We start from the raw sequence: 21,530 nt of genomic DNA, 5'->3' as shown, positions 1-21,530 counted from the left end.
TCATGACTCCCGATCAGGCTGGAACGCCTTTAAGCTGCGCAGAATGCCGTCGGCATGGACGTACTTTTCATCGACCATGGCGGCGTCCGGCACTGCGATGACGGTCATCCCCGCGGCCTTGGCGGCGGTCACGCCAAAAGGTGAGTCCTCGAACACCAGGCAGTCTCTGGGCTCCACCCCCAGGCGACGCGCCGCGACCAGAAAAATATCCGGTGCCGGCTTGGCCGCACCCACCTCGGGATCATCGGCGGTCACAATGGTGTCGAACAGCGCAAACCACTCACCGTGCAACGCGGTTTTTTGCGCGAACGATTGGCTTGAAGAACTGGTGCCCACGGCGATGGGAATACCACTGGCCTTCAAATGCTCGACCAGTTCACGCGCCCCCGGCATGGCCTGCGCATGGGGGAACCGCTCACGCAGCAGGGGCTCGCGGATCACCAGAAACTCTTGGGCGGTGATGGGCAGGTCCAGTGCCTCGACCACATAGCGCGCCAGGTCGGCGGCACCGCGGCCAATGATGTTCTGCTTGATGCTCCAGTCGAACGTGCGGCCGTAGCGCTGGGCAATGATCTGCGTGACCTCGGTGTAAATCCCCTCGGTGTCGAGCAGCAAACCATCCATATCAAAAATCACGGCCTTGATCGGGCCCAAACCTCGCGCTGCGTTCATCGCATCTGATCCGTTATCAACACTGCATTCCGGGAACGGCTCAGGGCTGGCCATCGTCTTGATCGCCCCCACGACGATCGGTTAAAGGATTCGCCAGCATAGCGAGCCAGGTTGATAGGCGCCAACTGTTTGCCGGAGCAGGCCCTCAGCGCTCCGCCCGCGTACTAGCACCGGTCCGCGCCCATGAAAAAGCCCGGCATCAAGCCGGGCTTCCCGTTCAACACGCGCAGGCGTCGGTGTTACTTCCTGCCCATGCTGTTGCCTACCGCACCGCCGGCGGCACCGCCAAGGCCGGCACCGATAGTGGAACCACTCTTGCCGCCCAGTGACTTGCCGATCACCGAGCCACCTGCCGCACCCACGCCACCGCCGATAGCAGCCTTGGTTCGATTGCCTTTACGGGCACCGGCCGCACTGCCGGCCGCACCGGCAACGCCAGCGCCAATCACCGCACCGGTACTGCCGCCGAGCTTTTGCCCCACCACATTGCCCAACGCACCACCAAGACCACCACCGAGCGCCGCTGTACCATCACCGGCGGCCATCGCCCCTTGAGCGACCAGAAGGCCCAGAACCAGAGCAGGCAGAGTTAAACGCATGACATAAACCTCAAAGATATTACTGAATAGTAAGCGGTTGGACGCTCGGGGCGGCAGACAGTTCAGTCCAGGACACATTCCCCCGCCAAACCGCGAGGGTTGGACAGCGTTTGTGCACCAAGTTTTATCGCAGGCAAAAAAAAAGCCCGCTGGGGAACGGGCTCATAAGATTACTTTTAACGGATAACCCGAGCCTACGTCGGCACTTGTGAAAGAAGCGTGAAACCCGTCAGTCACGGCCCGCTCGTTCAGACCCACAACGGTCGACGAACGGAGGGCACGCGAGAGTCGCCCCATATCGAATTATCACCCCCGCGCCACTGGCCGAAGTGAGGGAGCGGTACATACTCATACCTAAGCCACCGCACCTGAAACCAAACGCACAGGAGTCTGTATGACGGTATTTTTACTGCTCTACCTGTGCGCCGACGCATCGCGCAGCCATTGCCAGGTGATTCCCGTCGAACATTGGGTGCAGCAAGATGCTCACATCCAATGCCTCGCGGCGGCCAGGAAGCTGACGAACGACCTGACCGCGAAAAACCGCCAGACCAATCATTTTGCCTGTGAGACACAAGTGGGCGAATGATCCTTGCCTCACAGGCAATCACGTACCGCGTTTCTCAACACCGTCGTCTTGGCCCAGGGTGGCCCCTCGTAGAGGGAGACACGGCTGCCATCCTTGTACTTGACGATGTCCAGGATTTCATCGGCCGTGATCACGCCCGGCGCGTGGATCCTCATCCCATTGGAGATCGAAACCTGGGTGGTTTTCGGTACTTCGCGCTGCCAGACCGGAAAAACGCACGCAGCGAGTTCCTTGGGCGGCTTGTCCGACACCTTGCTGTAATTGGGTTCGCCCGGCACCAGGGATGCCGGCAATGAACACCCAGCCAACAGCAGGCCCGCAAGTGCCACTGACCACGTCCGCATAAGTGTTCCTTGTCGTCAAAGAAAGAAATGTAGCCTCACATCCCATAGAGAGCCAGACTCTGCGCGGGTTCAACATTCATCCTGGCACTTCGTCGCCTGTCCGCTACTTGAAGGTTAGCTGCTGGAAACACAAAGTCCCCGATTCGCGCCTTGCCGTCATCTCCCGCCGGTCCACGGTGCGAGGCCTACCGCAAGACGAAAATACGGATGCCATGATCGCTAGACCATCCACTGGCAATACGTAAGTAGCCGCCATGCCTGTTGCATCTCGCTAGGCCTAAAGCGGGTTTACGCCTGTTTCGTAAGCGTCTGCCGAACACATCTTGCACCAGCCCGTTTTGGTGCGGAGTCAGCCTATGAGCGAAGGTTAGTGCGCTGTGAACCAATTGGGGTGTAGCACAGGAAAATGTTCCTTCAGCCAATCCACAAATGCGTCGACCTGAGGCGCAAGATGCGTTCTGCTTGGATAAAGCACGGAAACCAGGCGAGGCTTTGGACGAAATGCCCTGAGCACTTCAACCAGTTCTCCGCTTGCGAGGAATGTCTGAACGGTAATTCCAGGAGCTTGAACAATGCCGAAGCCTGCAACACCGCATTGAACGTAGGCATTCGACTCATTCACGGTGATTCCACCATGAGGCGTATGTGGACGATCTTCGCCGTCTACCGAGAAGTGCCAAGGCAGCGGTCTGTTATTTTGACCGGAAAGGAAGCTGACACATTGGTGGTCTACTAGATCTTGTAGGGTTTTGGGTGCCCCGCAGGCTTGGAGATAACCTGCAGACGCACAGGTCACCATGGTGGCGGTGCCGATTTCTCTAGCCACCATGCTTGAATCCGGGAGGTCACCAATTCGCAATACACAGTCGATGCCCTCGGCTACGAGATCTACCGTACGGTCGGTCACGCCTAGCGCAAGCTCGATTTCGGGAAATGCCTCGGTAAATCTCCTAAGGCTTTCCATGAAGCTGTGCTGGGAAAATGCGGTGGGGATGTCAATTCGAAGCCGTCCTCGCAACGTCGATCCACTACGGTCGAACATGGAAGTGGTTTCTGCGATGGTTGCCAAAATCTCTTTGACGCGTTCGTAAAACCGCTCGCCCTCAGCAGTCAGTTTCACTTTACGCGTAGTGCGTTGGAACAGACGGACACCCAGCGAGGCTTCCAAATCCTGAATGGTGCGTGTGACGTGCGGGCGTCCGACCTGCATTGCCTCAGCGACTTTGGTGAAGCTCCCCAACTCCGCTAGCTTGGCGAATACTTGCATCGACTGTAGAAGCTCCATAAGTCTCTTCTCGGGAAGCGTGTTAACTGGATGATTGTTGCTGATCAGGATAACAATCCTGTTGGTTTCTGCACATTTATCTAGAGCCGCGAAACCTCAACAATGTCCTCAGCGTAAAGGAGGAGCTTTCCTCCCCTGCACATTCAAAATTGTTGGAGACAGAACATGAAAGCGTGGCTTCTGAAAGATTTCGGCTTGGATAATCTGGTGCAGGGCGAAACGGAAACCCCCGTGCCCCAAGCTGGTGAACTGCTGGTTAAAGTAGGCGCTGTATCACTCAATTTCCGGGACAAGGCCATCGTTGACGGCATCTATGAACCTCACATGGTGCCCAAGCCGCTGATCCCCGTCAGCGATGCGGCGGGGACTGTCGTGGCCGTTGGTGATGGTGTCAGCCGCTTCGCTATCGGAGATCGGGTCAACTCACACCTCTACTCACGTTGGTTGGAGGGCATGCCTGGGCCTGATGAACCCAACTACTGCTTCGGCTCGCCATTGCCTGGTGGTCTGGCGGAATACATGATCATCCATGAAGACAGCGCGGTACGTGCCCCCGATAACATGTCAGATGAGGAAGCTGCGACCCTTCCAATTGCTGCGCTGACGGCGTGGTATGCGCTCGTCGATTATGGCCAGATCGAGGCCGGCCAAACCGTTTTGGTTCAGGGATCTGGAGGTGTTTCTGTTTTTGCAGCACAAATTGCCACAGCTTTGGGAGCCAAGGTTATCGTCACCTCCAGCCGTGATACCAATCTGGAAGCTGTAAAAAAACTGGGCGCTGTTGCTGGTGTGAATTATCGCACTACCCCTGAGTGGGCAGAGGAAGTTCTGAAGCTCACTGACGGCAAGGGCGTGGATCTCCTGCTGGATGTGGCAGGCGGTGACGGCATCAATCAATCGATTGCGGCAACAAAGGCAGGTGGACGTATCGCACAGATCGGCTTTCTGACAGGCCAAACCTCTGCCCTGAACTTGATGCCTATGATTTTCCGACAAACAACGATTCGCGGCATAGCCGTTGCTCCACGCTCATCATTTGACCGAATGAACGAATTCCTGAATGAGCACAAGATTCGCCCGGTAATCGACCACGTGTATCCATTCGATCAAGCACGCGAAGCGTACGAACATTTGGCCAGAGGCGCCTTTGGTAAGGTAGTAATCAAAATCGCGTAGGACTAAACCGCTTGGAGTTACGCCGCAAATTTGCGCATTGAAATATGCGCGGTCAGGCGGCGGGCCGCCAGCCAGATACCCAGCCCATCGTGCACCAGCACTTTCATGCGATTGGCGCGGCGGTTGGCAAACAGATAAGCACAGTGCGGTTTCGGTGCCGGCGCGCATGTCCATGGGCTCGGTGGCAAGCCAGATGGAGTCGATACGGATCATCGCAACAGCTCTCGCAAAAAGGTTGCGCAGACAGCCGCGCTTTCGGTCGGCCAGCTAACGTTGACGGTACCGCGTGGGGGTGGGATTTCGAGACAGATCATGGCCGAGCTGGGCACACTCTTGAATGACTTGGGCCTTGAAGGATTTGGAGTAGGAACGTCGTTGTGGCTGCATGAAATACCCGCTTAAAAGGCTAGAACTGGTGTCCACCTAAATTTAAGTGCACACCATATCTTGGCTTTGCGGTGCAGGGTAGATGACTTCGCCAGACGGATACCCTGCTTCACCCAAACGCCCGATGCATCACATCGGGCGCTTGGTACATTCAGCTCAATTCATTTTCCCGGATGAGCTTCTTGTTGATCTTCCCGACGCTGGTTTTAGGGATCTCGGCGACGAATTTGAACTGTTTGGGGATCGCCCATTTGTTGATGCGGCCACGCTCGACAAACGCCTGAAGATGCGCCTCCAGCATCTTGCGGTCGAGATACTGCCCCGCCTCGCACACCACCAGAGCCATGGGGCGTTCGCCCCATTGTTCATCGGCAATACCCACGACAGCTACCGACATAACCGCCGTGTGCTCGCTAATCAGACTCTCCAGTTCCAGAGAGCTGATCCACTCTCCTCCCGTCTTGATGACATCCTTGATTCGATCTTTGATTTCTACCCCGCCCAAGGCATCGATAGAGGCCATATCGCCGGTGTGCATCCAACCGTTGCTCCACAACTCGGCGCCCTTTTCCGGCTCCTTCCAATACCCTTGAGTCAGCCAGGGTGCACGCACCACGATCTCTCCCTGGGACTCACCGTCGTGGGGCACATCATTGCCGCTGGCATCAATGATTTTCAGATCGACCATCGGGACCGGTATCCCGGTCTTGATGCGAATGGGTAACTGGGCCTGGGTGGACAGTTTCAGTTCCTCATCGCGCAGGTATGTCACGCAGAGCAGCGGACAGGTTTCCGACATCCCATAGCCGCTGTATACGTGAATGCCTTTGGCTGTTGCTTCGCTGGCCGTACCCAGTGTCAGGGCGCTGCCCCCCAGGAGCATTTTCCAGCCATCGAAACGGGTCTGTCTCGCTTCCTCGCAGCCCAGGATCATTTGCAATATGGTCGGCACGCAATGGGAGAACGTAACCTTCTCTTCGCGAAAAAGCCTTACCAGCGTGTTGGGCTCGTAACGACCGGGGTACACCTGCTTGAGTCCCATCAGGGTGGCGACATAGGGCACCCCCCAGGCATGCACGTGAAACATCGGTGTGATGGGCATGTACACATCATCTGAGCGCAGCAGCGGCAGGCCCTGATAAGCCCCCAAGGTGCCCACGGCATTCAGAGTGTGCAGGACCAACTGGCGATGGGTGAAATACACGCCTTTCGGATCGCCGGTGGTGCCGGTGGTGTAGAAAAGGGTCGCTACGGAGTTTTCATCAAAATCGGGAAACTCGTACTGGTCTGCCGACAGGGACAGTAGCTGCTCGTATTCCCCCAGCACGGGTAACGACGTGTTGCTTGCCGTGTCGTCCGTGAGTTGCAGGTAGCCTGTGACGGTCTTGAGCTGCCCGTGAATCTGTTCAACTAGCGGCAGAAAATCATCATGCACCAGCACCAGATCGTCCTCGGCGTGGTTCATGGTGTAGAGCACCTGATCCGGTGACAGACGAATGTTCACGGTGTGCAGCACGGCGCCGATCATCGGCACGGCAAAAAAACACTCCAGGTAGCGATGACTGTCCCAATCGAGCAAGGCCACGGTGTCACCGGCCTTGACCCCGGCAGCGGTCAAGGCGTTGGCCAGGCGGCGGATACGCTGGTTGAGGGTCTGGTAGCTGTAGCGCAGTTTGTCGGCATAGACGATTTCCCGACCCGGCTCGTAGCGCACCCCGGACAGTAATAATTGCTTGATCAGCAAGGGATAGGCATAGGCGCCGTCGGCGGGCGGAATTATTTTTGTCGCCATCATGGTAATGGTTCCTGGTCCTTTTTTGCGTTGGCTCAACGGTCAGAACTGCGCCGCATCCAGTTGGTAAAGGCATGCGCTGCCAGCCCTTGCCGACGCGCTCAACGAATGGATACGCGGCAGCAGGCGGGCGAAGTAGAAGCGTGCGGTACCCAGTTTGCTGGCGTAAAAGTCATCCTCGGCCTGTTTGCCCAAGGCTGCCTTGGCCATCAATGCCCACATGTAGGCATACGCGGTGTAGCCGAACACGTGCAGGTACTCGACCGAGGCGGCGCCGATTTCATTCGGGTTGCCCTGGGCGCGATCCAGCAACCACGCGGTCAGTTCGTCGAGGGTGTCCACGGCGGCGTTCAATGGCCTGCAAAACTCGCCCAACTCAGCACGGGCGTTGGCGGTAAAGTTGCGGATTTCTGAAGCAAACAACCGGTAGAGCGCCCCGCCGCTGCCGACGATCTTTCGCCCCGCCAGGTCCAGCGACTGAATGCCGTTGGTGCCTTCGTAGATCTGGGTGATGCGCACGTCGCGCACCAATTGCTCTTGGCCCCATTCGCGGATGTAGCCGTGACCGCCGAAAACCTGCTGCCCATGCACGGTGGTTTCCAGCCCCATGTCGGTGAGAAACGCCTTGGCCACCGGGGTCAACAGCGACACCAATTCTTGGGCGCGGTGGCGGGTTGTCACGTCTTCGCTGTACTTGGCGGTGTCCAGTTGCAGGGCGACATAACTGGAGAACGCCCGCCCGCCTTCGTTCAAGGCTTTCATGGTCAACAGCATGCGCCGCACGTCCGGGTGCACGATGATCGGGTCGGCAGCTTTGTCTTTGTACTGCGCGCCGGTCGGCGAGCGGCTTTGCAGGCGATCACGGGCGTATTCGACGGCGTTCTGGTACGAACGCTCGCCCAACGCCAGCCCCTGAATACCCACGCCCAGACGCTCGTAATTCATCATGGTGAACATCGCCGCCAGGCCCTTGTTCGGCGCATCGACGATCCAGCCCGTGGCCCCGTCAAAGTTCATCACGCAGGTAGCGGAGGCCTTGATCCCCATTTTGTGTTCGATGGAACCACAAGACAGCGCATTGCGTTCGCCCAGCGAGCCGTCAGGATTGACCAGCACTTTGGGCACCAGGAAAAGGGAAATCCCCTTGGGGCCGGCAGGTGCATCCGGCAGTCGAGCCAACACCAGGTGGATGATGTTTTCGGTCAGGTCATGCTCACCACCGGTGATGAAAATCTTGCTGCCGCTGACCTTGTAGCTGCCATCGGCCTGAGGCTCGGCCCGGGTGCGAATCAGGCCCAGATCGGTACCGGCATGCGCTTCAGTCAGGCACATCGAACCGGTCCAGATGCCGGCGTACATGTTTGGCAGGTAGCGCTCCTTGAGTTCCTGACTGGCGTGGGCATTGATCGACAAGCAGGCGCCGGCCGTCAGCATCGGGTACAGGCCGAACGACAGACTGGCCGCGTTGACCATCTCCTCGACCTGCGCCGAAATCGCCTTGGGCATGCCCATGCCACCGAACTGCGGATCACCGCCAACGCCCACCCAACCGCCTTCGGCGAACGCCTGGTACGCCGAGGCAAAACCGTCCGGCGCCTGAACCGAGCCGTTGCTCCAGGTGCAACCTTGTTCGTCGCTGGCACGGTTCAAGGGCGCGATGACTTCGCCGCTGATCTTGCCGGCTTCTTCGAGGATGGCAGCGGCGGTTTCTTCATCGATCACCTCGGCCAGGCCAGGTAGCCCGGCCCATAGCCGGGACACCTCGAAAACCTCGTTGAGTACGAAGCGCATGTCGCGCAAAGGAGCTTTGTAATCAGACATTCTTGACTTACTCGGAAGTGGCCAGGGCATGTGGCATGCCGGGACGTTCAGTGGTTTGGGTTGGAGCTGCTTGCGCTTCAGGGGCTTGTACAATCGGCACCCTTTCACGCAACAGGAAATACGACAGCGCCGGAATCAGAATCAGCGCACCGAGCATGTTCCACAGGAACATGAAGGTCAGCAGGATGCCCATGTCCGCCTGGAACTTGATCGGCGACCAAATCCAGCACACCACGCCCGCCGCGAGGGTGATGCCCACCAAGCCCACCACCCGACCGGTAAACGACACGGCGTTGCGGTAAGCCTGACTCAACGGCAGGCCCTGACGCTGGTAATGCAACTGCACGCTGAGCAGGTACAACGCGTAATCCACACCGATCCCCACGCCCAAGGCGATTACTGGCAGGGTCGCAACCTTCACGCCAATGCCCATAACCACCATCAAGGCCTCACACAGGATCGAGGTCAGGACTAATGGCAACAGCGCGACCAGCGTCGCGCGCCAACTGCGGAAGGTGATCAGGCAGAACAGCGTCACCGCCGCATAGACGTACAGCAGCATGGTGCGATTGGCCTCGCGCACCACAATGTTGGTCGCTGCCTCAATGCCGGCCGACCCGGCCGCCAGCAGGAACTGGCGATCATCGCTGTTGTTCTCCTGGGCGAATTTTTCGGCAATGCCGACCACCGCATTCAGGGTTTCGGCCTTATGGTCCTTGAGGAAGGCGATCACCGGCATCAGCGAGCAGTCGTTGTTGAACAACTCCGGGGAGTTGACCGAGGCTTGCTGCGCGGCATAGTTCAACACGTCCTGATTACGCTGGATGCTGTTGAGCTTGGGGTTACCCTCATAGGTGCCCGCGGTGATCTGGCGCACCGCGTTCACCAGCGAAGTCGTCGCTTGCACGCCCGGGTCCTGTTGCAGCTCCCAAGCCAACCGGTCGGCAAGGATCAGCGTCTTGTAATTCAGGCAGCCTTCCGGCGCGGTCTTGATCATCACCGCAAACAGGTCGCTGGACAGCGCATAGTGGCTGGTGATGTAGGCGTTATCACGGTTGTAGCGCGAGTCGGCACGCAATTCCGGTGCACCACTTTCCAGATCGCCGATCTTCAAATGCAGGCTGATCATGAAGCCGCCGATGCCCATCAGCAGCGCAACCAATACTGCCCCCGTGGCCCACTTGCGCGTGGTGAAACGGTCGAGCATGTCCCACAGTTTGCCGAAGCCTTTATGACCCTCCGCGCGCGTGTCGATTTTCAGCGCACGCTCGGCAGCCTTGGCACCGACGCCGACATAAGACAGCGCCACCGGCATCAGCAACAGCGAGGTAAAAATCAGCACCGCCACACCGATGCTGGCGGTGACCGCCAGGTCGCGGATTACCGGAATGTCGATCAACATCAGGACCGCGAACCCGACGGCATCGGCCAGCAGCGCGGTGACCCCGGCAATGAACAGGCGCCGGAAGGTGTAGCGTGCGGCGATCAGCTTGTGGGTGCCGCGGGCGATGTCCTGCATGATGCCGTTCATCTTCTGCGCCGCGTGGGATACACCAATCGCAAAAATCAGGAACGGCACCAATACCGAATAAGGATCGATGGCATAACCCAGCCAGGCGACGATACCCAGTTGCCAGACCGCCGCGATCAGCGAGCAGCCAACCACCAGCAACGTGCTACGTACGCAGCGGGTGTACGCGTAAATGATGATCAGCGACGTGACGACGGCCAGGCCGAAGAACATCATCACCTGAATCAACCCGTCGATCAGGTCGCCCATCAGTTTGGCAAAACCGATCACCCGCACCTTATACGGGCCCTTGCCCTCCTCTGCGGCCTTGCGCGCGGCGCTGTCACCGGCGAATTCGATCTTGTCGCGCAACTGCTCTTCGAGCATCTGCGAGAAGGCGTGATAGTCGAGGCGTTGACCGCTGGCGGTGGCCTTGTCGAGCAGTGGCACGATCAACATGCTCGACTTGTAGTCGCTGGCCACCAGGCTGCCGACGATGCCGGCACGGGAAATGTTCTGGCGCAGCTGTTCAATTTCTTCAGGCTTGCCTGAATAGGTATCGGGCATCACCGGGCCGCCCTGGAAGCCTTCCTCGGTAACTTCGGTCCAGCGCACCGCCGGACTCCACAACGACTTCATCCAGGCGCGGTCGACGCCTTCAGTGAGGAACAATTTGTCGTTGACCTGCTTAATCACGTCCAGGTAGCCAGGGTCGAAAATATCGCCTTGGGTGTTCTCCACCACCACCCGCACCGAGTTACCCAAACCGCGCAGCGATTGGCGGTTCTCCAGGAAGTTCTGGATGTACGGCTGGCTCTGCGGAATCATTTTCTCGAAACTGGGGCGCAGCTCCAGACGGGTCACCGCCATAAAGCTCAGCATCACGGTGGTCAGCGCCATCAGCAGCATGAACAGCGGACGGTAGTTGAACACCAACCGCTCCAGCCGATTGCCGGAATGACGGTCAAAGTCACGCAGATCGCGGATCACCGGCATGGCTTCTTGTTTGATATTGCCCATGTCTGGGTACTCGCTCTAAGGGTTCGAGGGCTTATTCAACGGAAAGCGTCCGTGCACCACGACTACCAACCACCACCAGCGCACCGTCGGCAGACTGAGTGGCGCCGGCTACCGGCGTCGGTGCCGGTTGCTGAACCAGATGCAGTTGCGGGCCGGTGCCCTGACTGACCAGCATCTGCCCGCCCTGGGTGAACAAGCGGTAATTGCCATGGGCATCGACGATGCCGGCGGTGATGCTGAAGTGCAGGCCGCTCTCCAGGTGAGCCCAACTGAGACCGCCATCGGTGCTGCGCAGCACATTGCCGCGCAAGCCGTAGACGAGCACTTCCCCAGGTTTGCCGAGCACGCCAAAAAAACTGCCTTGATAGGGTGTCTGTACGGCGGCAAAGCGCTGCCCCGCGTCATCCCACTTGAGCAACAGGCCTTGCTCGCCGGCGATGTACAGCGCGTCGCCGGTGGAGGCGATGGCATTGAGGTGAAAGCCTTGCGGGTTGTCGGTGCGATCCTGGAACGGTGTCCAGCTCTGGCCGCCATCTTCGGTGCGCAGGATCAGGTTGAACACACCAACCACATAGCCGAGTTTGTCGTTGGCGAACCAGACATCCAGCAAGGGTTTGTCGGCACCCTGCGCCACCAGCCGCTGACCTTCGGCGACCAGCAGCGGCCATTGCTCGTTGCCCGGTTCTGCACTGGCCAACGCGCTGTAATGCTGGACCAGTAAGTCGCCGATCTCGCGCCCGTCCAGTTGCTTGCGCCAGGTCGCGCCCGCGTCGCTGCTGTGCAGTACCACGCCGTCGCCACCCACCGCCCAACCCTGGGAGGCAGAAGGAAAACTCACTGCATTGAGGTCTGCACTGATCGGCACAGCGGCCTGTTGCCAGTGTTTGCCGGTGTCATCGGAAAACAGAATGTGGCCACGCTGGCCGACGGCGACCAGGCGATCGCCGGCGCGGGTCATGCCCGATAACGGGCTGCTGACCGCCAAGGCGCTGACCCTGGCTGGCAGATCCAGCACGTCGACATAACTGGATGCCTGACTGAATCCCTGCAACATTGCAAGCAGAGCGCCGAGCGCTAGCCTGAAATAATTTTTGTGCGAACACATACCGCATCCTCTTCGAAAACCGCGCCGGGGCACACGTCCGTGTGCCTGACGTTCAAACCTGACGCCCGAAACGATCGGTTTACACCGACCGTTGTGCGGTCCGCTACCTTGCCGGCAACGAACCAAGCGGACGCTTTGTCACGGTTTGCTTAGCGAATCCCGCTACCTGCCAGGGACTCCGACGACCATTGCGCCTTGGAAAGCGGATCGATGTACTTGATGCCGCCGTAAGGCCCGACCACGCCGTTGATGTTGTAGGAGCCACCGACCAGGTCGTAGATCATGAAGGGCGTAGAGTCCGGGATTTGCTTGTCGTAGCTCTGGCTGAGGAACGCGAACGAGCCACGGTACAGCTGACCACGGGCGTCATACTGGTCAGAAGCCAGAGCGGTCCAACTGTCTTCATCGAGGTAGAAGCGACGCTTCTGATAGATGTGTCGGGCGCCGGGCTTGAGGTTGCCTTCGACTACCCAGACGCGGTGTTTTTCCCAGCGCACGTAATCCGGTGCCAGGTGATTGGCGGTGGCCAGCGACTTGGGATCCAGCGCGTAGGTCAACGTGTAGGTGTTGTACGGCACGATCATTTCCTGCTTGCCCACCAGTTTCCAGTCGTAGCGGTCCAGAGCACCGTTGAACACAAAAACATCGTCGTAGGTGCCGGCGCCGGCTGTACCCGGGTTAGGCGTGTCGTAGGCCAGGCTCGGTGCCAGTTTGACGCGACGCTGACCTGGCAAGTACTGCCAGGCGCGGCGCGGTTGCTGCAACGGGTTGGCGGCGTCCTTGAGCATGATCGCCTCACCCGCGCGACGCGCGGGGCCGGTGTAGGACAGCTTCATCTGGTAGTACACATCGGTGCTACTGATCGGCTGCGCCAGGTTCTCGTAGATCGGATAGGAAATGTACGCCTGCCCGGTAATTGCCAGGCTCGGAATGCCAGCGGAATCGACGTTCCAGGAGTCGTACTTGGAGCTGATGCTGACCCCCTGATAGCGCAGCAGGAAGTTCCACATGGCTTCGTTACCCGATTGCGGAATCGGAAACGGCACGCCAGGCAATACGTTGTCGATGGCCAACCCGCCTTCGAGGGACTTGGCGCCGGTGGCGTTTTTCACGCCATTATCGAGCACGGCTTTTGGCAACGAGACCGTACGGTGCGTCGGGTAGACATTGACGTGGAAGCTCGGGAAACGCTTGGCCAGTTCCGCCGTGGTTGCACTGAGCAAACCCTTGTACTGATCGACGTTTTTGCCGTCGATCACCAACACCGGTTTTTCGTTGGCAAAAGGATCCGGGCGCATGCTGTCTCCGGCTTTAAAACTGGCCGGCGGCGTGGTCAGGCCACCGTCATACGCGGGGATCGAACCATCAGCGTTGCCGGCTTTTTCAGCGCCGACCAACGTCAGGCTGGCGCCCAACTTGGCGGCTTCCTGAGCCGATACAGCGGCCTGAGCCTGGGCTGCAATGACCATCGCCAGCGAAGCGGCCAACACGGTTTGTACAAACTTCATCTTGTTATTCTCCTGCTTACATTGAGTAAGCCCGTGGTGAATCAAAAAGTGGTTTTCATCGTCAGGTAAACGGCACCACGGTCCTCAGTCGTGGCACCACCTCCGGAGAAGGCCGAGTAGCCACCGGCGTAACAGGCGTAGTTTTCGTTACCGCTAAAGGCGTTGGGTGAAGGGCCGTCACCGCCGTTCGGGCCGGTACTCACACCACTGTCGTTGCACTTATCGGATTTGCCGAAGGAGTCCACGTACTTCAGGTCGACAAAGTATTTGTTGTACACAACGGCCCCCACGCCCACGGCATAGTTACCGGTGTCTTTGGCACCGCCACCGGACACCGGCGACACACCGGCGAGCCCCATGTTGATGGACATCGGTGCGTTGAGATCGACCCCTGGGAACACCTGGTACCAAGTCGGGATGAAGTTGACCGCAATGCCCCAGTTGTCGCGGGTTGGCGCGTCGATGCCGCGGTAGGTGCCTTTGCCCTTGTAGAGCGCTTCGTTTTTGCTATCGAGCTTGAGCAAATTGCTGTAGTACAGCTCGGCCAGCAGGCCGGCCGAATCGAACACCGGGGTTTTCGAGAAAGACATCAAGCCGTTGAGCGTCCAGTGCAAGGTGTCACCGGTGGCACTCATGCTATCGCCCCGACTCGGGGTGTCATAAACGATGCCGGTGGCGGCCGTACGGGCCGGCAACAACCCAAGGCCAGCGCCCAATCCCAAGGGGCTGGTGGAGCTGACAATCGCCGGAATACTGGACAGCGGCATGTTGTGTCGAATGTTCAGGTCCGAGCCCACGCTCACGCCGCCCACGTCCTTGGACAGGCTCAGGCCGAAGATCTGAATGTGGTCGGCATAGGCCAGTTGGTAGGTGCTGGTGCTCAGCGAATTAAGCGTGTTGACCACCGCTGGCACCTGCCCTGCTGGTCGGGTGCCATTGGGGTTGGCCGAACTGATCCCGGTGGCATTCAGCCAGGCTTGGGGCAGGATGTCCGACGTGTCGCGGTAGTAAACACCGAGGGTCCCGTCCAGCCATGCGGGCGACCACTTGGCCATCACGCCCCAGTCACCGCTGCTGCCCGGCGTCAGGTCATGGCCGCGACGCACGTTGGTCAGCCCGTTGCACGGTGCTAAACCACAGCCCAGCGGACTGCCCGGCACCACGGCATTGGTGTTGCCCAGCAGGAACGACTGCGCGCCAAAACCCACGAGATCGGAACCGCCATAAAAACTACCGGCTTCAGGCAGGCGAGCGGCGTCCCAATCAAGGAAGTACTGGGCGCCCACGGTCAGCTCGGGATTGACGGTGAACGACATCGACAACTGGTTACGCGGTACGAACAGTTCCTTGGCCTCTGTGCCCGGCGAGGCCGCCAACTTGGCCAAGTCCAGGCCGGATTGGCCATAACTGATCGAGTGCACCGGGTTGAGAATGGTCTCGCCCCAAAACACGTTGTGCTGACCGGCCTTGACGTTGAGCAACGACTCCTCCCCCACTTCGGTGCTGTAGAAAACAAAGGCATCGAGGATTTCGCCGGACGGACCGGTGTAATAGCGCTTCGCGTAGTTGCTCAGGTGCGAACTGCCGTTGCCGACATTGTCCTGAGTGACGCCGGCAAGGCGTGGGTCGTTGGCGATCAGGCCTGACTTGGCATCGTTGCCATTGACGAACGGATTGGCGTTAGAGCCGGTGTTCTCATAAGCCTTGTCGTACCAACTGGCGGCACTGACACGAAAGCCCATGTGCTCCTTGTAGACCACATCCATTTCGGTCAACAGGTCAATCCGGTTGGTAATGTTGGTCCCGGCCTTTCGGAAGTTGTAGTCGCCGTCGTTGTTGTTCGGTGTTCCCAACATACGTTTGTCGGCGCTTTCGGTGCGTACGCCGTAGTTGTACTTCACGGTGTTATCCAGGCGCGCGGTCCAGTCCGGGTTGCCGGTGTCGAGCTCGAACGCATGCGCTGCCGGCATGGCTGCCGCGAGAATGGCCGAGGCCAACAAGGTGTAACGTGAGGGTGAGAATCCGTGACTCTTATTGTTGTGCATTGCGTTGTCTCCGCCTTTTTTTATTTGTTTTAAGCGCAGCCGCCCTCGCGTACCCCTTTGCTCCAGGGGTTTACGTTTTTCAGGAGTGAGGGCAAATACCGGTTGGTTAGCACCAACCGGCGCCTGAATTAGCGATCCAGTTCAAGGATGAGTGCTTCGGCTTGTGGCCAGTGCCCATAGCCCGCAGCAGGATTGAGATGTCCAACTTCGCCCAGATTGAGCAATTCACTGCCCCAGCCTTCCGCCAGGCGAGCGGCCGCCTCCAGACTGGCGAGGTAGTCGTTGGTACTGGCGGCCAGCACACTGCGAAACGGCAGCGGGCCCTTGGGTAGAGGATCCCAGCCCTGGGTGCGCAGGGTTTCAGTGGAGGGGTAGGCTTGCGGCCATTGGGCATCGAGATCGGGCGGAGCGGCCAACAGCGCGCCCTTGATTGGCCGACGATGCCGCGCCGCCCAATGCGCGACCATCAATACGCCAGCGCTGTGGGCGACCAGAATCACTGGCCCGTCGATCTGCTCCAGCGCGTGCTGGATCGCCTCGACCCGCTTATGGCAGTCGAGCTTGTCGGTTTCAAGCGGCGGCACACTGCGCACCTTGCACAGCCTGGCTTCAAGCAACGTTTGCCAATGTTCGGCAACGTGCTCGCGCAGACCCGGTACGATCAGAACGGTTGCGACAGTTTGCAGTTTTTCCACTTCAACACCTTCGCTTTCTCGATGACTCGACTGGCTCTATTCGCCAGGGGCTTTTTGTAGGACTGACATTAAAGAGCGCCCACACGAGGCGCTTTTCATTGGACGTCAGGCACTTTTCTTTTCATGACAAATTTCCAGGTGTTGGTGCTCCGAAAGCTTTGGCCAAAAAACGCCGCCGATTCGGTGCAGGTCACTGTCATCAACGGGTGAGCGTCGATTGGGCCACTGCAATGGAGGTGATTTTTGACCCGCGTGGTCGAGTGCACGGGGTAACGTCGTAACTGTTCAATTGCCGATGTGCTGGATATAGTCGCCCTGCTCATTTGAATCACCATCGGCCCAGGAAAGACTTCGCATGACCAAGCTTGTTCGCGCCGCTGTCTTGACCAACTACCTGGAGGTCACCCAGTACCTGGGGTTTAACCCGCGCGATGTGCTGGCTGACGCCGGCTTGACCAGGGCCCAACTACAGGCACCCGAACAGCGCATACCCATCGACGCCGCCGTGCGTCTGTTGGAGGACTCGGCCATCGCCAGTGGCTGTCAGAGCTTCGGCCTGAGCATGGCCGAGTCACGCCATCTCTCGGCCTTCGGCGTGGTCAGCCTGTTGCTCAGCCACCAACGCACGCTGCGCGACGCCTTGCAGGTCGTGGTGCATTACCGACATCTGATGAACGACTCACTGGCCATCCTCATTGAAGAGGCCGGTAAGATGGTGATCATTCGCGAGGAGGTGGTGACGGAATCACCGATGCCCAGCCGACAAGCCACCGAGCTGGCAGTCGGCGTCATGTTCCGCCTGTGCTCCGCCCTGCTCGGCAGCCACTGGCATCCCTACAGCGTCAACTTTACGCACCAGCCCCCCGACAACCTGCAACTGCATCGCCGCCTGTTTGGTTGCACGCTGGAGTTTGGCAGCGAGTTCAATGGCATTGTCTGCTCCGACGCGAGCCTCGACATGACCAACCCCAATGCCGACCCGGCCATGGCGCGCTACGCCCAGAGTTACCTAGACTCATTGCTGGGCGACGCAGGCCCTTCGATGCTGTTCGAGGTGCGTAAAGCGATCTACCTGTTGTTGCCGATGGGACGCGCCACCATCGAGCAAATCGCCCAGACCCAGGGCATGAACGTTCGCACCCTTCAACGTCGCCTCAAAGACGACGGCTGCGCCTTCAACGACCTGATCAACGACGTGCGCCGCGACCTGGTGCTGCGCTATCTGGAAAACCCGAATTACTCGTTGGGCCGGATCGCGGACATGCTCGGCTATTCCATGGCCAGCTCGTTTACCCGCTGGTTCATCAGCCAGTTCGGCATGCCGCCAGCCGCCTGGCGTGCACAAAAGCCAACACACTCAAAACCCCTGTCTGCCTCCAACGAATCCTGAGCCAGCCGAACCTTCGAGTAATCTGTTACTGACGCAGGCAATAACGTGCGCAACGGATTATTGGTAGCGTTTGTCGTGACACGGCCATCCCCCGCATTCATTGCCTGAAGGCTTATCAGGCAGATGTACCGGCCTCATCGCGAGCAAGCTCACTCCTACAGGGGGTGTTGGCCGAACCTGAAACTTGCGTTCGACCTCGCTCCCACGGGGTTCGTACTTGGCTTGAGTCTAGAAACCCCAGTGCAGCAACAGCAGCACCAGCACGACGAGGAACACCGTCTCCCCCACCATCAACAGGATCGGTTTGATGCCCACCGCCGCCAGTTCCTTGAGTTGGGTTTTCATACCCAGCGCACTGATCGAAACCACCAGGCACCAACGCGATAGTTCATTCACCGAGCCCTGCACCGCCGGGGCTATCCATCCGGTGCTGTTGATACAGGCCAGGATCAGAAAGCCGACGGCGAACCACGGCAGTAACGGCGGCCGCTTGCCGGTCGGGTCGGCGCCTTGCATACGGGTGATCATGGCGGCGGTGACGATCACCGGCAGCAACATGGCGACGCGCATCAACTTGACCACCGTGGCCGTGTCGCCGGTCTCGGTCGACATGCTGTAACCGGCGCCAACGACCTGGGCCACATCGTGGATGGTCGCCCCGAGGAACACCCCGGCCACCTGTGGCGACAACGACAGCCAGTTGGCAATCATCGGGTACACGATCATCGCCAGGGTCGACAGCGCCGACACACCGATCACCGTGAACAGGGTCGCGCGCTCTTTCTGCGGATGGTTGGGCAATGCCGCCGCCAGCGCCAATGCGGCCGATGCACCACAAATAGCGGTCGCGCCACCTGTGAGCATGCCAAACAAACGCTGAAAGCCCAGGGCCTTGGCCGCAATCACCGAGACGCTGATCGTCACCACCACCAGAATCACCACCAGCGCCACAGGCTTCCAGCCCAGCGCTGCCATCTGTTCAAGGGTGATGCGCATCCCCAACAGCGCCACGCCGATACGCAACACAGAGCGTGCGGTGAACTCGATGCCGGCCTTGCAGACGCCGTCGCCGGCGAGGAAGTTCAGCGCCATGCCCAGCAGCAAGGCGAACAGCATCACCGGCGCCCCGTAGTGCTCGGACAAAAACGAGGCGGCGGCCGCAACGATCAGGCTGACGATAAAGCCTGGCGCCAATTCGCGCGTACGGCTGTGGATACGGCTCAGAGCAATAGCGCTCATGGCGCGGACTCCTCGGAAACAAGAATGAATGCCTGGCCGTCGATAACTTCGACCGGGTAGTTGACGACTTTGATAGCGCTGGAATTGAGCAAATAGCCGCTGCGCAGATCAAAGCGCAGCCCATGGGCGCAGCATTGAATCACCCGCCCTTCTAGGCGCCCGCCACATAACGAGGCGCCCTGATGCGGGCAACTGTCGTCGATGGCGAACACATCACCTTCGACGTTGAATAACGCCAGGCTTTTGTCTTCGAACTCGAACAGTGCACGACCACCCACCTGCGGGAGTTTTCTGGGTGGCACCGGAATACGCCGGGTCATGTCGGTTGACGCTCTCGGGCACTTTCCAGCAAGGCTTCGCACATGGCGTCCAACAATGCCTGCGCTGGCTGCGCCCCTACCACCGTCAATCGCCGATCGAACTGAAAACTGGGTACGCCGTTGGCTGCGCCGCAGGTGCCGACAAAGGGACTGGCGTCACCCTGCAGGCAGTCAGCCACCGCGTCAGCATCGAAGCCGCACGAGCGGGCGATGGCGATCAAGGTCTCACGGCAACCGATATCTTCGCCGTTCTGGAAGTAGGCTGCGAACAGACGTTCGAGCAAGGCATCTCGCTGCGCAGCATTGCCCTGCACGCTGACCCGCGCCAGTAGACGATGGGCGTCAGCCGTATTGGGCATGGTGACGATGCGGCTCAGATCAATGGGTAACTCAACCGCCGCCGCAGCCTGCTGTACCTGGGCCTGACGCATCGTTACCGCTTCGGCACTGCCCAGACGGTTGAGGTAAAAATCGGCAAAGGGTTCACCCTGCACCGGCAGGTGAGGCAACAGTTGCACCCCATGCCACACTGTGGTGATTTCCACGTCGGGTTGCTGAATACGCAGCAGGTCTTGTGCGCGCTCCAGTTGACGTTTGCCGATCAAACACCAAGGGCAGATGAAATCGAAGAACACATCAATACGTAAACGACCACTCACACCTTCACCTCTAATACCGCTTTTCCGATCGAATCGTGGACCCGCTCGCCCTGAAGCCGAGCAATGTCCTTGTGGTAATGACACTTGGCATAAAAGAACACCGCCGCTGCCGCGAGACTCACCAGCGGCACCAACTGAAACGCGGCATGCAGGCCAATCACGTCGGACACCTTGCCAGTGATAAAAGGCCCAGGCGCCAACCCGAGCAAGTTGTTGGCCAGGGTCAGCGTGGCAAACGCCGTGCCGTGGACCGAGTAATGAGTCAGGTTGGCCACCATCGCCCCGGCCGGGCCGGTGGTGCCTGCGGCGATCAGCATGCCGAGGCAAATCAACAGCAGTTGCGCAGGACCTGCCGGCAATGCGAACGCCGCCGACAACAGCAGGCAACTGCCCAGGCAATACGCGATGGCCAAGGCCACCTTACGCTCCGGCGAATGACGACACAGGCGGTCGCTGAGCATGCCGCACAGAATCATCCCGACACCGCTGCACAGCACAATGATCGCCGCGACACCGCCCGCCTTGTCCGTGGCCATGGCGTAATAGCGATTGAGGTAGCTGGGCATCCACACAATCACGGTGCCACCGACGAATAATTGCAAACCACTGCCGATGTAGGCCGCGATCACCGAGGGGCTGGACCACAGGGTGCACAGTGGGCGCTTGACCGCCGCAGTCGCCTTGTTCACTGCTTGCACAACACGCTTCGGAGCGATGCGCGCTTCCTTGACGATGATCGGGTAAAGCACCGCCAACAGCAGACCAAACAGCGCCATACCGGCAAACGCCCAGCGCCAGCCCAGTTTGGCGGCTATTGCACCGCCCAACGCCATGCCCAATACCGAACCGAACATGCCGCCCGCCATAAAGGCACTCGTCAACGTGGCACGCATGTGTTTGGGAAATACTGAAATCACCACCGCGATGCCGACGCTGCCGTACGCCGCTTCGCCAACGCCGACCATGAATCGTGCAATGAACATCTGCTGGTAGTCCTGCGCCAACGCGCAGCCCAGCGTGGCCAGGCTCCAGAGCAGGGCCATCAGCGCCAGGCTCTTGACCCGGCCGAAGCGATCCGCCAGCAACGACAGCGGAAATGTCAGCAGGCCAACCATCAGGGCGACCACACCACTGAGCAGACCGAGCTGACCGTCACTCAGGACCCACTCGCCCTTGAGCATGGGGAATACCGCGTTCAGAACCTGGCGTGACATGTAATCGGAAATCAACAACCCGAACGTCAGTGCAAAGACGATCCAGGCATATTGGCGCGCAACGCCGACGCTACCGCAGTCGTCATCGTCCGCAGCAATTGGGTGAAAGGCCATGCAGCCTCCTCAAAGCTTTGTTTTATTGTTGTTATCAAGCGTGTTG

At 59.3% G+C, this 21,530-nt stretch carries 19 protein-coding genes; 3 read left to right on the top strand and 16 right to left on the bottom strand.

The genetic code is table 11. From position 1 onward, the window contains the following. Positions 1-672 carry an HAD-IA family hydrolase gene (locus BMW74_RS22550; protein ID WP_093426341.1) on the bottom strand — a complete coding sequence of 224 codons (672 nt, stop codon included), beginning with the start codon at positions 670-672 and terminating at the stop codon, positions 1-3. Positions 673-911: 239 nt separating this feature from the next. Next, positions 912-1,271 carry a glycine zipper domain-containing protein gene (locus BMW74_RS22545; RefSeq protein ID WP_093426340.1) on the bottom strand — a complete coding sequence of 120 codons (360 nt, stop codon included), beginning with the start codon at positions 1,269-1,271 and terminating at the stop codon, positions 912-914. Positions 1,272-1,665: 394 nt separating this feature from the next. Between BMW74_RS22545 and BMW74_RS22540 the strand changes: the two genes are divergently transcribed. Then, entirely contained in the window at positions 1,666-1,860 is a 195-nt protein-coding gene (locus BMW74_RS22540) for a hypothetical protein (protein ID WP_093426339.1), read from the top strand. Positions 1,861-1,868: 8 nt separating this feature from the next. Here BMW74_RS22540 and BMW74_RS22535 read toward each other — a convergent pair whose 3' ends face one another. After that, positions 1,869-2,204 (bottom strand): hypothetical protein, encoded by a 336-nt coding sequence (locus BMW74_RS22535; RefSeq protein WP_093426338.1) that lies wholly within the window; start codon positions 2,202-2,204, stop codon positions 1,869-1,871. A gap of 367 nt (positions 2,205-2,571) precedes the next feature. After that, positions 2,572-3,471: a LysR family transcriptional regulator gene (locus BMW74_RS22530; RefSeq protein ID WP_093426355.1), complete on the bottom strand. Its 900-nt coding sequence runs from the start codon at positions 3,469-3,471 to the stop codon at positions 2,572-2,574. Positions 3,472-3,654: 183 nt separating this feature from the next. On the opposite strand from BMW74_RS22530, the gene BMW74_RS22525 reads away from it, so the two are divergent. Then, positions 3,655-4,665: a zinc-dependent alcohol dehydrogenase family protein gene (locus BMW74_RS22525; RefSeq protein ID WP_093426337.1), complete on the top strand. Its 1,011-nt coding sequence runs from the start codon at positions 3,655-3,657 to the stop codon at positions 4,663-4,665. Between the two features lie 17 nt (positions 4,666-4,682). Here BMW74_RS22525 and tnpB read toward each other — a convergent pair whose 3' ends face one another. The 8 genes from tnpB to BMW74_RS22485 all read right to left on the bottom strand — a co-directional run bounded on the left by tnpB (position 4,683) and on the right by BMW74_RS22485 (position 16,548). Beyond that, positions 4,683-4,853: an IS66 family insertion sequence element accessory protein TnpB gene (gene tnpB / locus BMW74_RS25840; protein ID WP_139208454.1), complete on the bottom strand. Its 171-nt coding sequence runs from the start codon at positions 4,851-4,853 to the stop codon at positions 4,683-4,685. A gap of 350 nt (positions 4,854-5,203) precedes the next feature. After that, positions 5,204-6,847, bottom strand: coding sequence for a fatty acid--CoA ligase (locus tag BMW74_RS22515; RefSeq protein ID WP_093426336.1), 1,644 nt, complete (start codon positions 6,845-6,847; stop codon positions 5,204-5,206). 39 nt (positions 6,848-6,886) lie between these two features. Then, positions 6,887-8,665: an acyl-CoA dehydrogenase C-terminal domain-containing protein gene (locus BMW74_RS22510; RefSeq protein ID WP_093426335.1), complete on the bottom strand. Its 1,779-nt coding sequence runs from the start codon at positions 8,663-8,665 to the stop codon at positions 6,887-6,889. Between the two features lie 7 nt (positions 8,666-8,672). Beyond that, entirely contained in the window at positions 8,673-11,195 is a 2,523-nt protein-coding gene (locus BMW74_RS22505; protein WP_093426334.1) for an efflux RND transporter permease subunit, read from the bottom strand. A gap of 31 nt (positions 11,196-11,226) precedes the next feature. Further along, a complete protein-coding gene (locus BMW74_RS22500) occupies positions 11,227-12,300 on the bottom strand; it encodes a WD40/YVTN/BNR-like repeat-containing protein (protein WP_093426333.1) in 1,074 nt (357 codons plus the stop codon). 149 nt (positions 12,301-12,449) lie between these two features. Further along, positions 12,450-13,808, bottom strand: coding sequence for a DUF1329 domain-containing protein (locus BMW74_RS22495; protein WP_093426332.1), 1,359 nt, complete (start codon positions 13,806-13,808; stop codon positions 12,450-12,452). A gap of 41 nt (positions 13,809-13,849) precedes the next feature. Then, positions 13,850-15,853 (bottom strand): DUF1302 domain-containing protein, encoded by a 2,004-nt coding sequence (locus tag BMW74_RS22490; RefSeq protein ID WP_093426331.1) that lies wholly within the window; start codon positions 15,851-15,853, stop codon positions 13,850-13,852. Between the two features lie 128 nt (positions 15,854-15,981). Beyond that, entirely contained in the window at positions 15,982-16,548 is a 567-nt protein-coding gene (locus tag BMW74_RS22485) for an RBBP9/YdeN family alpha/beta hydrolase (RefSeq protein WP_093426330.1), read from the bottom strand. A 355-nt stretch (positions 16,549-16,903) separates the two neighbouring features. Between BMW74_RS22485 and BMW74_RS22480 the strand changes: the two genes are divergently transcribed. After that, positions 16,904-17,938, top strand: coding sequence for an AraC family transcriptional regulator (locus tag BMW74_RS22480; RefSeq protein WP_093426329.1), 1,035 nt, complete (start codon positions 16,904-16,906; stop codon positions 17,936-17,938). 228 nt (positions 17,939-18,166) lie between these two features. Here the strand turns inward: BMW74_RS22480 and BMW74_RS22475 are convergent, their stop codons facing one another. The 4 genes from BMW74_RS22475 to BMW74_RS22460 are packed head-to-tail and all read right to left on the bottom strand — an operon-like array spanning position 18,167 to position 21,484. Further along, positions 18,167-19,177: a YeiH family protein gene (locus tag BMW74_RS22475; RefSeq protein ID WP_093426328.1), complete on the bottom strand. Its 1,011-nt coding sequence runs from the start codon at positions 19,175-19,177 to the stop codon at positions 18,167-18,169. Then, complete coding sequence (locus BMW74_RS22470; protein WP_093426327.1) at positions 19,174-19,497, bottom strand: Rieske (2Fe-2S) protein; 324 nt, start codon at positions 19,495-19,497, stop codon at positions 19,174-19,176. Before BMW74_RS22470 ends, BMW74_RS22475 begins: the two co-directional genes overlap by 4 nt. Continuing rightward, a complete protein-coding gene (locus BMW74_RS22465) occupies positions 19,494-20,156 on the bottom strand; it encodes a DsbA family oxidoreductase (RefSeq protein ID WP_093426326.1) in 663 nt (220 codons plus the stop codon). Before BMW74_RS22465 ends, BMW74_RS22470 begins: the two co-directional genes overlap by 4 nt. After that, the gene (locus tag BMW74_RS22460; RefSeq protein WP_093426325.1) at positions 20,153-21,484 is read right to left on the bottom strand and encodes an MFS transporter; all 1,332 of its coding nucleotides are present in this window, start codon (positions 21,482-21,484) and stop codon (positions 20,153-20,155) included. The genes BMW74_RS22465 and BMW74_RS22460 overlap by 4 nt, the downstream gene beginning before the upstream one ends. Positions 21,485-21,530: the final 46 nt, after the last annotated feature.

The sequence above is a fragment of the Pseudomonas sp. ok272 genome, from assembly GCF_900109995.1.
GTDB lineage: Bacteria > Pseudomonadota > Gammaproteobacteria > Pseudomonadales > Pseudomonadaceae > Aquipseudomonas.
This window is presented reverse-complemented; position numbering and strand designations above follow the sequence as displayed.

Coding starts and splice junctions, on each gene's coding strand:
- BMW74_RS22550 (WP_093426341.1), bottom strand. CDS start 672: ATGAACGCAGCGCGAGGTTTGGGCCCGATCAAGGCCGTGATTTTTGAT.
- BMW74_RS22480 (WP_093426329.1), top strand. CDS start 16,904: ATGACCAAGCTTGTTCGCGCCGCTGTCTTGACCAACTACCTGGAGGTC.
- BMW74_RS22505 (WP_093426334.1), bottom strand. CDS start 11,195: ATGGGCAATATCAAACAAGAAGCCATGCCGGTGATCCGCGATCTGCGT.
- BMW74_RS22515 (WP_093426336.1), bottom strand. CDS start 6,847: ATGATGGCGACAAAAATAATTCCGCCCGCCGACGGCGCCTATGCCTAT.
- BMW74_RS22475 (WP_093426328.1), bottom strand. CDS start 19,177: ATGAGCGCTATTGCTCTGAGCCGTATCCACAGCCGTACGCGCGAATTG.
- BMW74_RS22500 (WP_093426333.1), bottom strand. CDS start 12,300: ATGTGTTCGCACAAAAATTATTTCAGGCTAGCGCTCGGCGCTCTGCTT.
- BMW74_RS22545 (WP_093426340.1), bottom strand. CDS start 1,271: ATGCGTTTAACTCTGCCTGCTCTGGTTCTGGGCCTTCTGGTCGCTCAA.
- BMW74_RS22460 (WP_093426325.1), bottom strand. CDS start 21,484: ATGGCCTTTCACCCAATTGCTGCGGACGATGACGACTGCGGTAGCGTC.
- BMW74_RS22490 (WP_093426331.1), bottom strand. CDS start 15,853: ATGCACAACAATAAGAGTCACGGATTCTCACCCTCACGTTACACCTTG.
- BMW74_RS22540 (WP_093426339.1), top strand. CDS start 1,666: ATGACGGTATTTTTACTGCTCTACCTGTGCGCCGACGCATCGCGCAGC.
- BMW74_RS22470 (WP_093426327.1), bottom strand. CDS start 19,497: ATGACCCGGCGTATTCCGGTGCCACCCAGAAAACTCCCGCAGGTGGGT.
- BMW74_RS22535 (WP_093426338.1), bottom strand. CDS start 2,204: ATGCGGACGTGGTCAGTGGCACTTGCGGGCCTGCTGTTGGCTGGGTGT.
- BMW74_RS22525 (WP_093426337.1), top strand. CDS start 3,655: ATGAAAGCGTGGCTTCTGAAAGATTTCGGCTTGGATAATCTGGTGCAG.
- BMW74_RS22510 (WP_093426335.1), bottom strand. CDS start 8,665: ATGTCTGATTACAAAGCTCCTTTGCGCGACATGCGCTTCGTACTCAAC.
- BMW74_RS22530 (WP_093426355.1), bottom strand. CDS start 3,471: ATGCAAGTATTCGCCAAGCTAGCGGAGTTGGGGAGCTTCACCAAAGTC.
- BMW74_RS22495 (WP_093426332.1), bottom strand. CDS start 13,808: ATGAAGTTTGTACAAACCGTGTTGGCCGCTTCGCTGGCGATGGTCATT.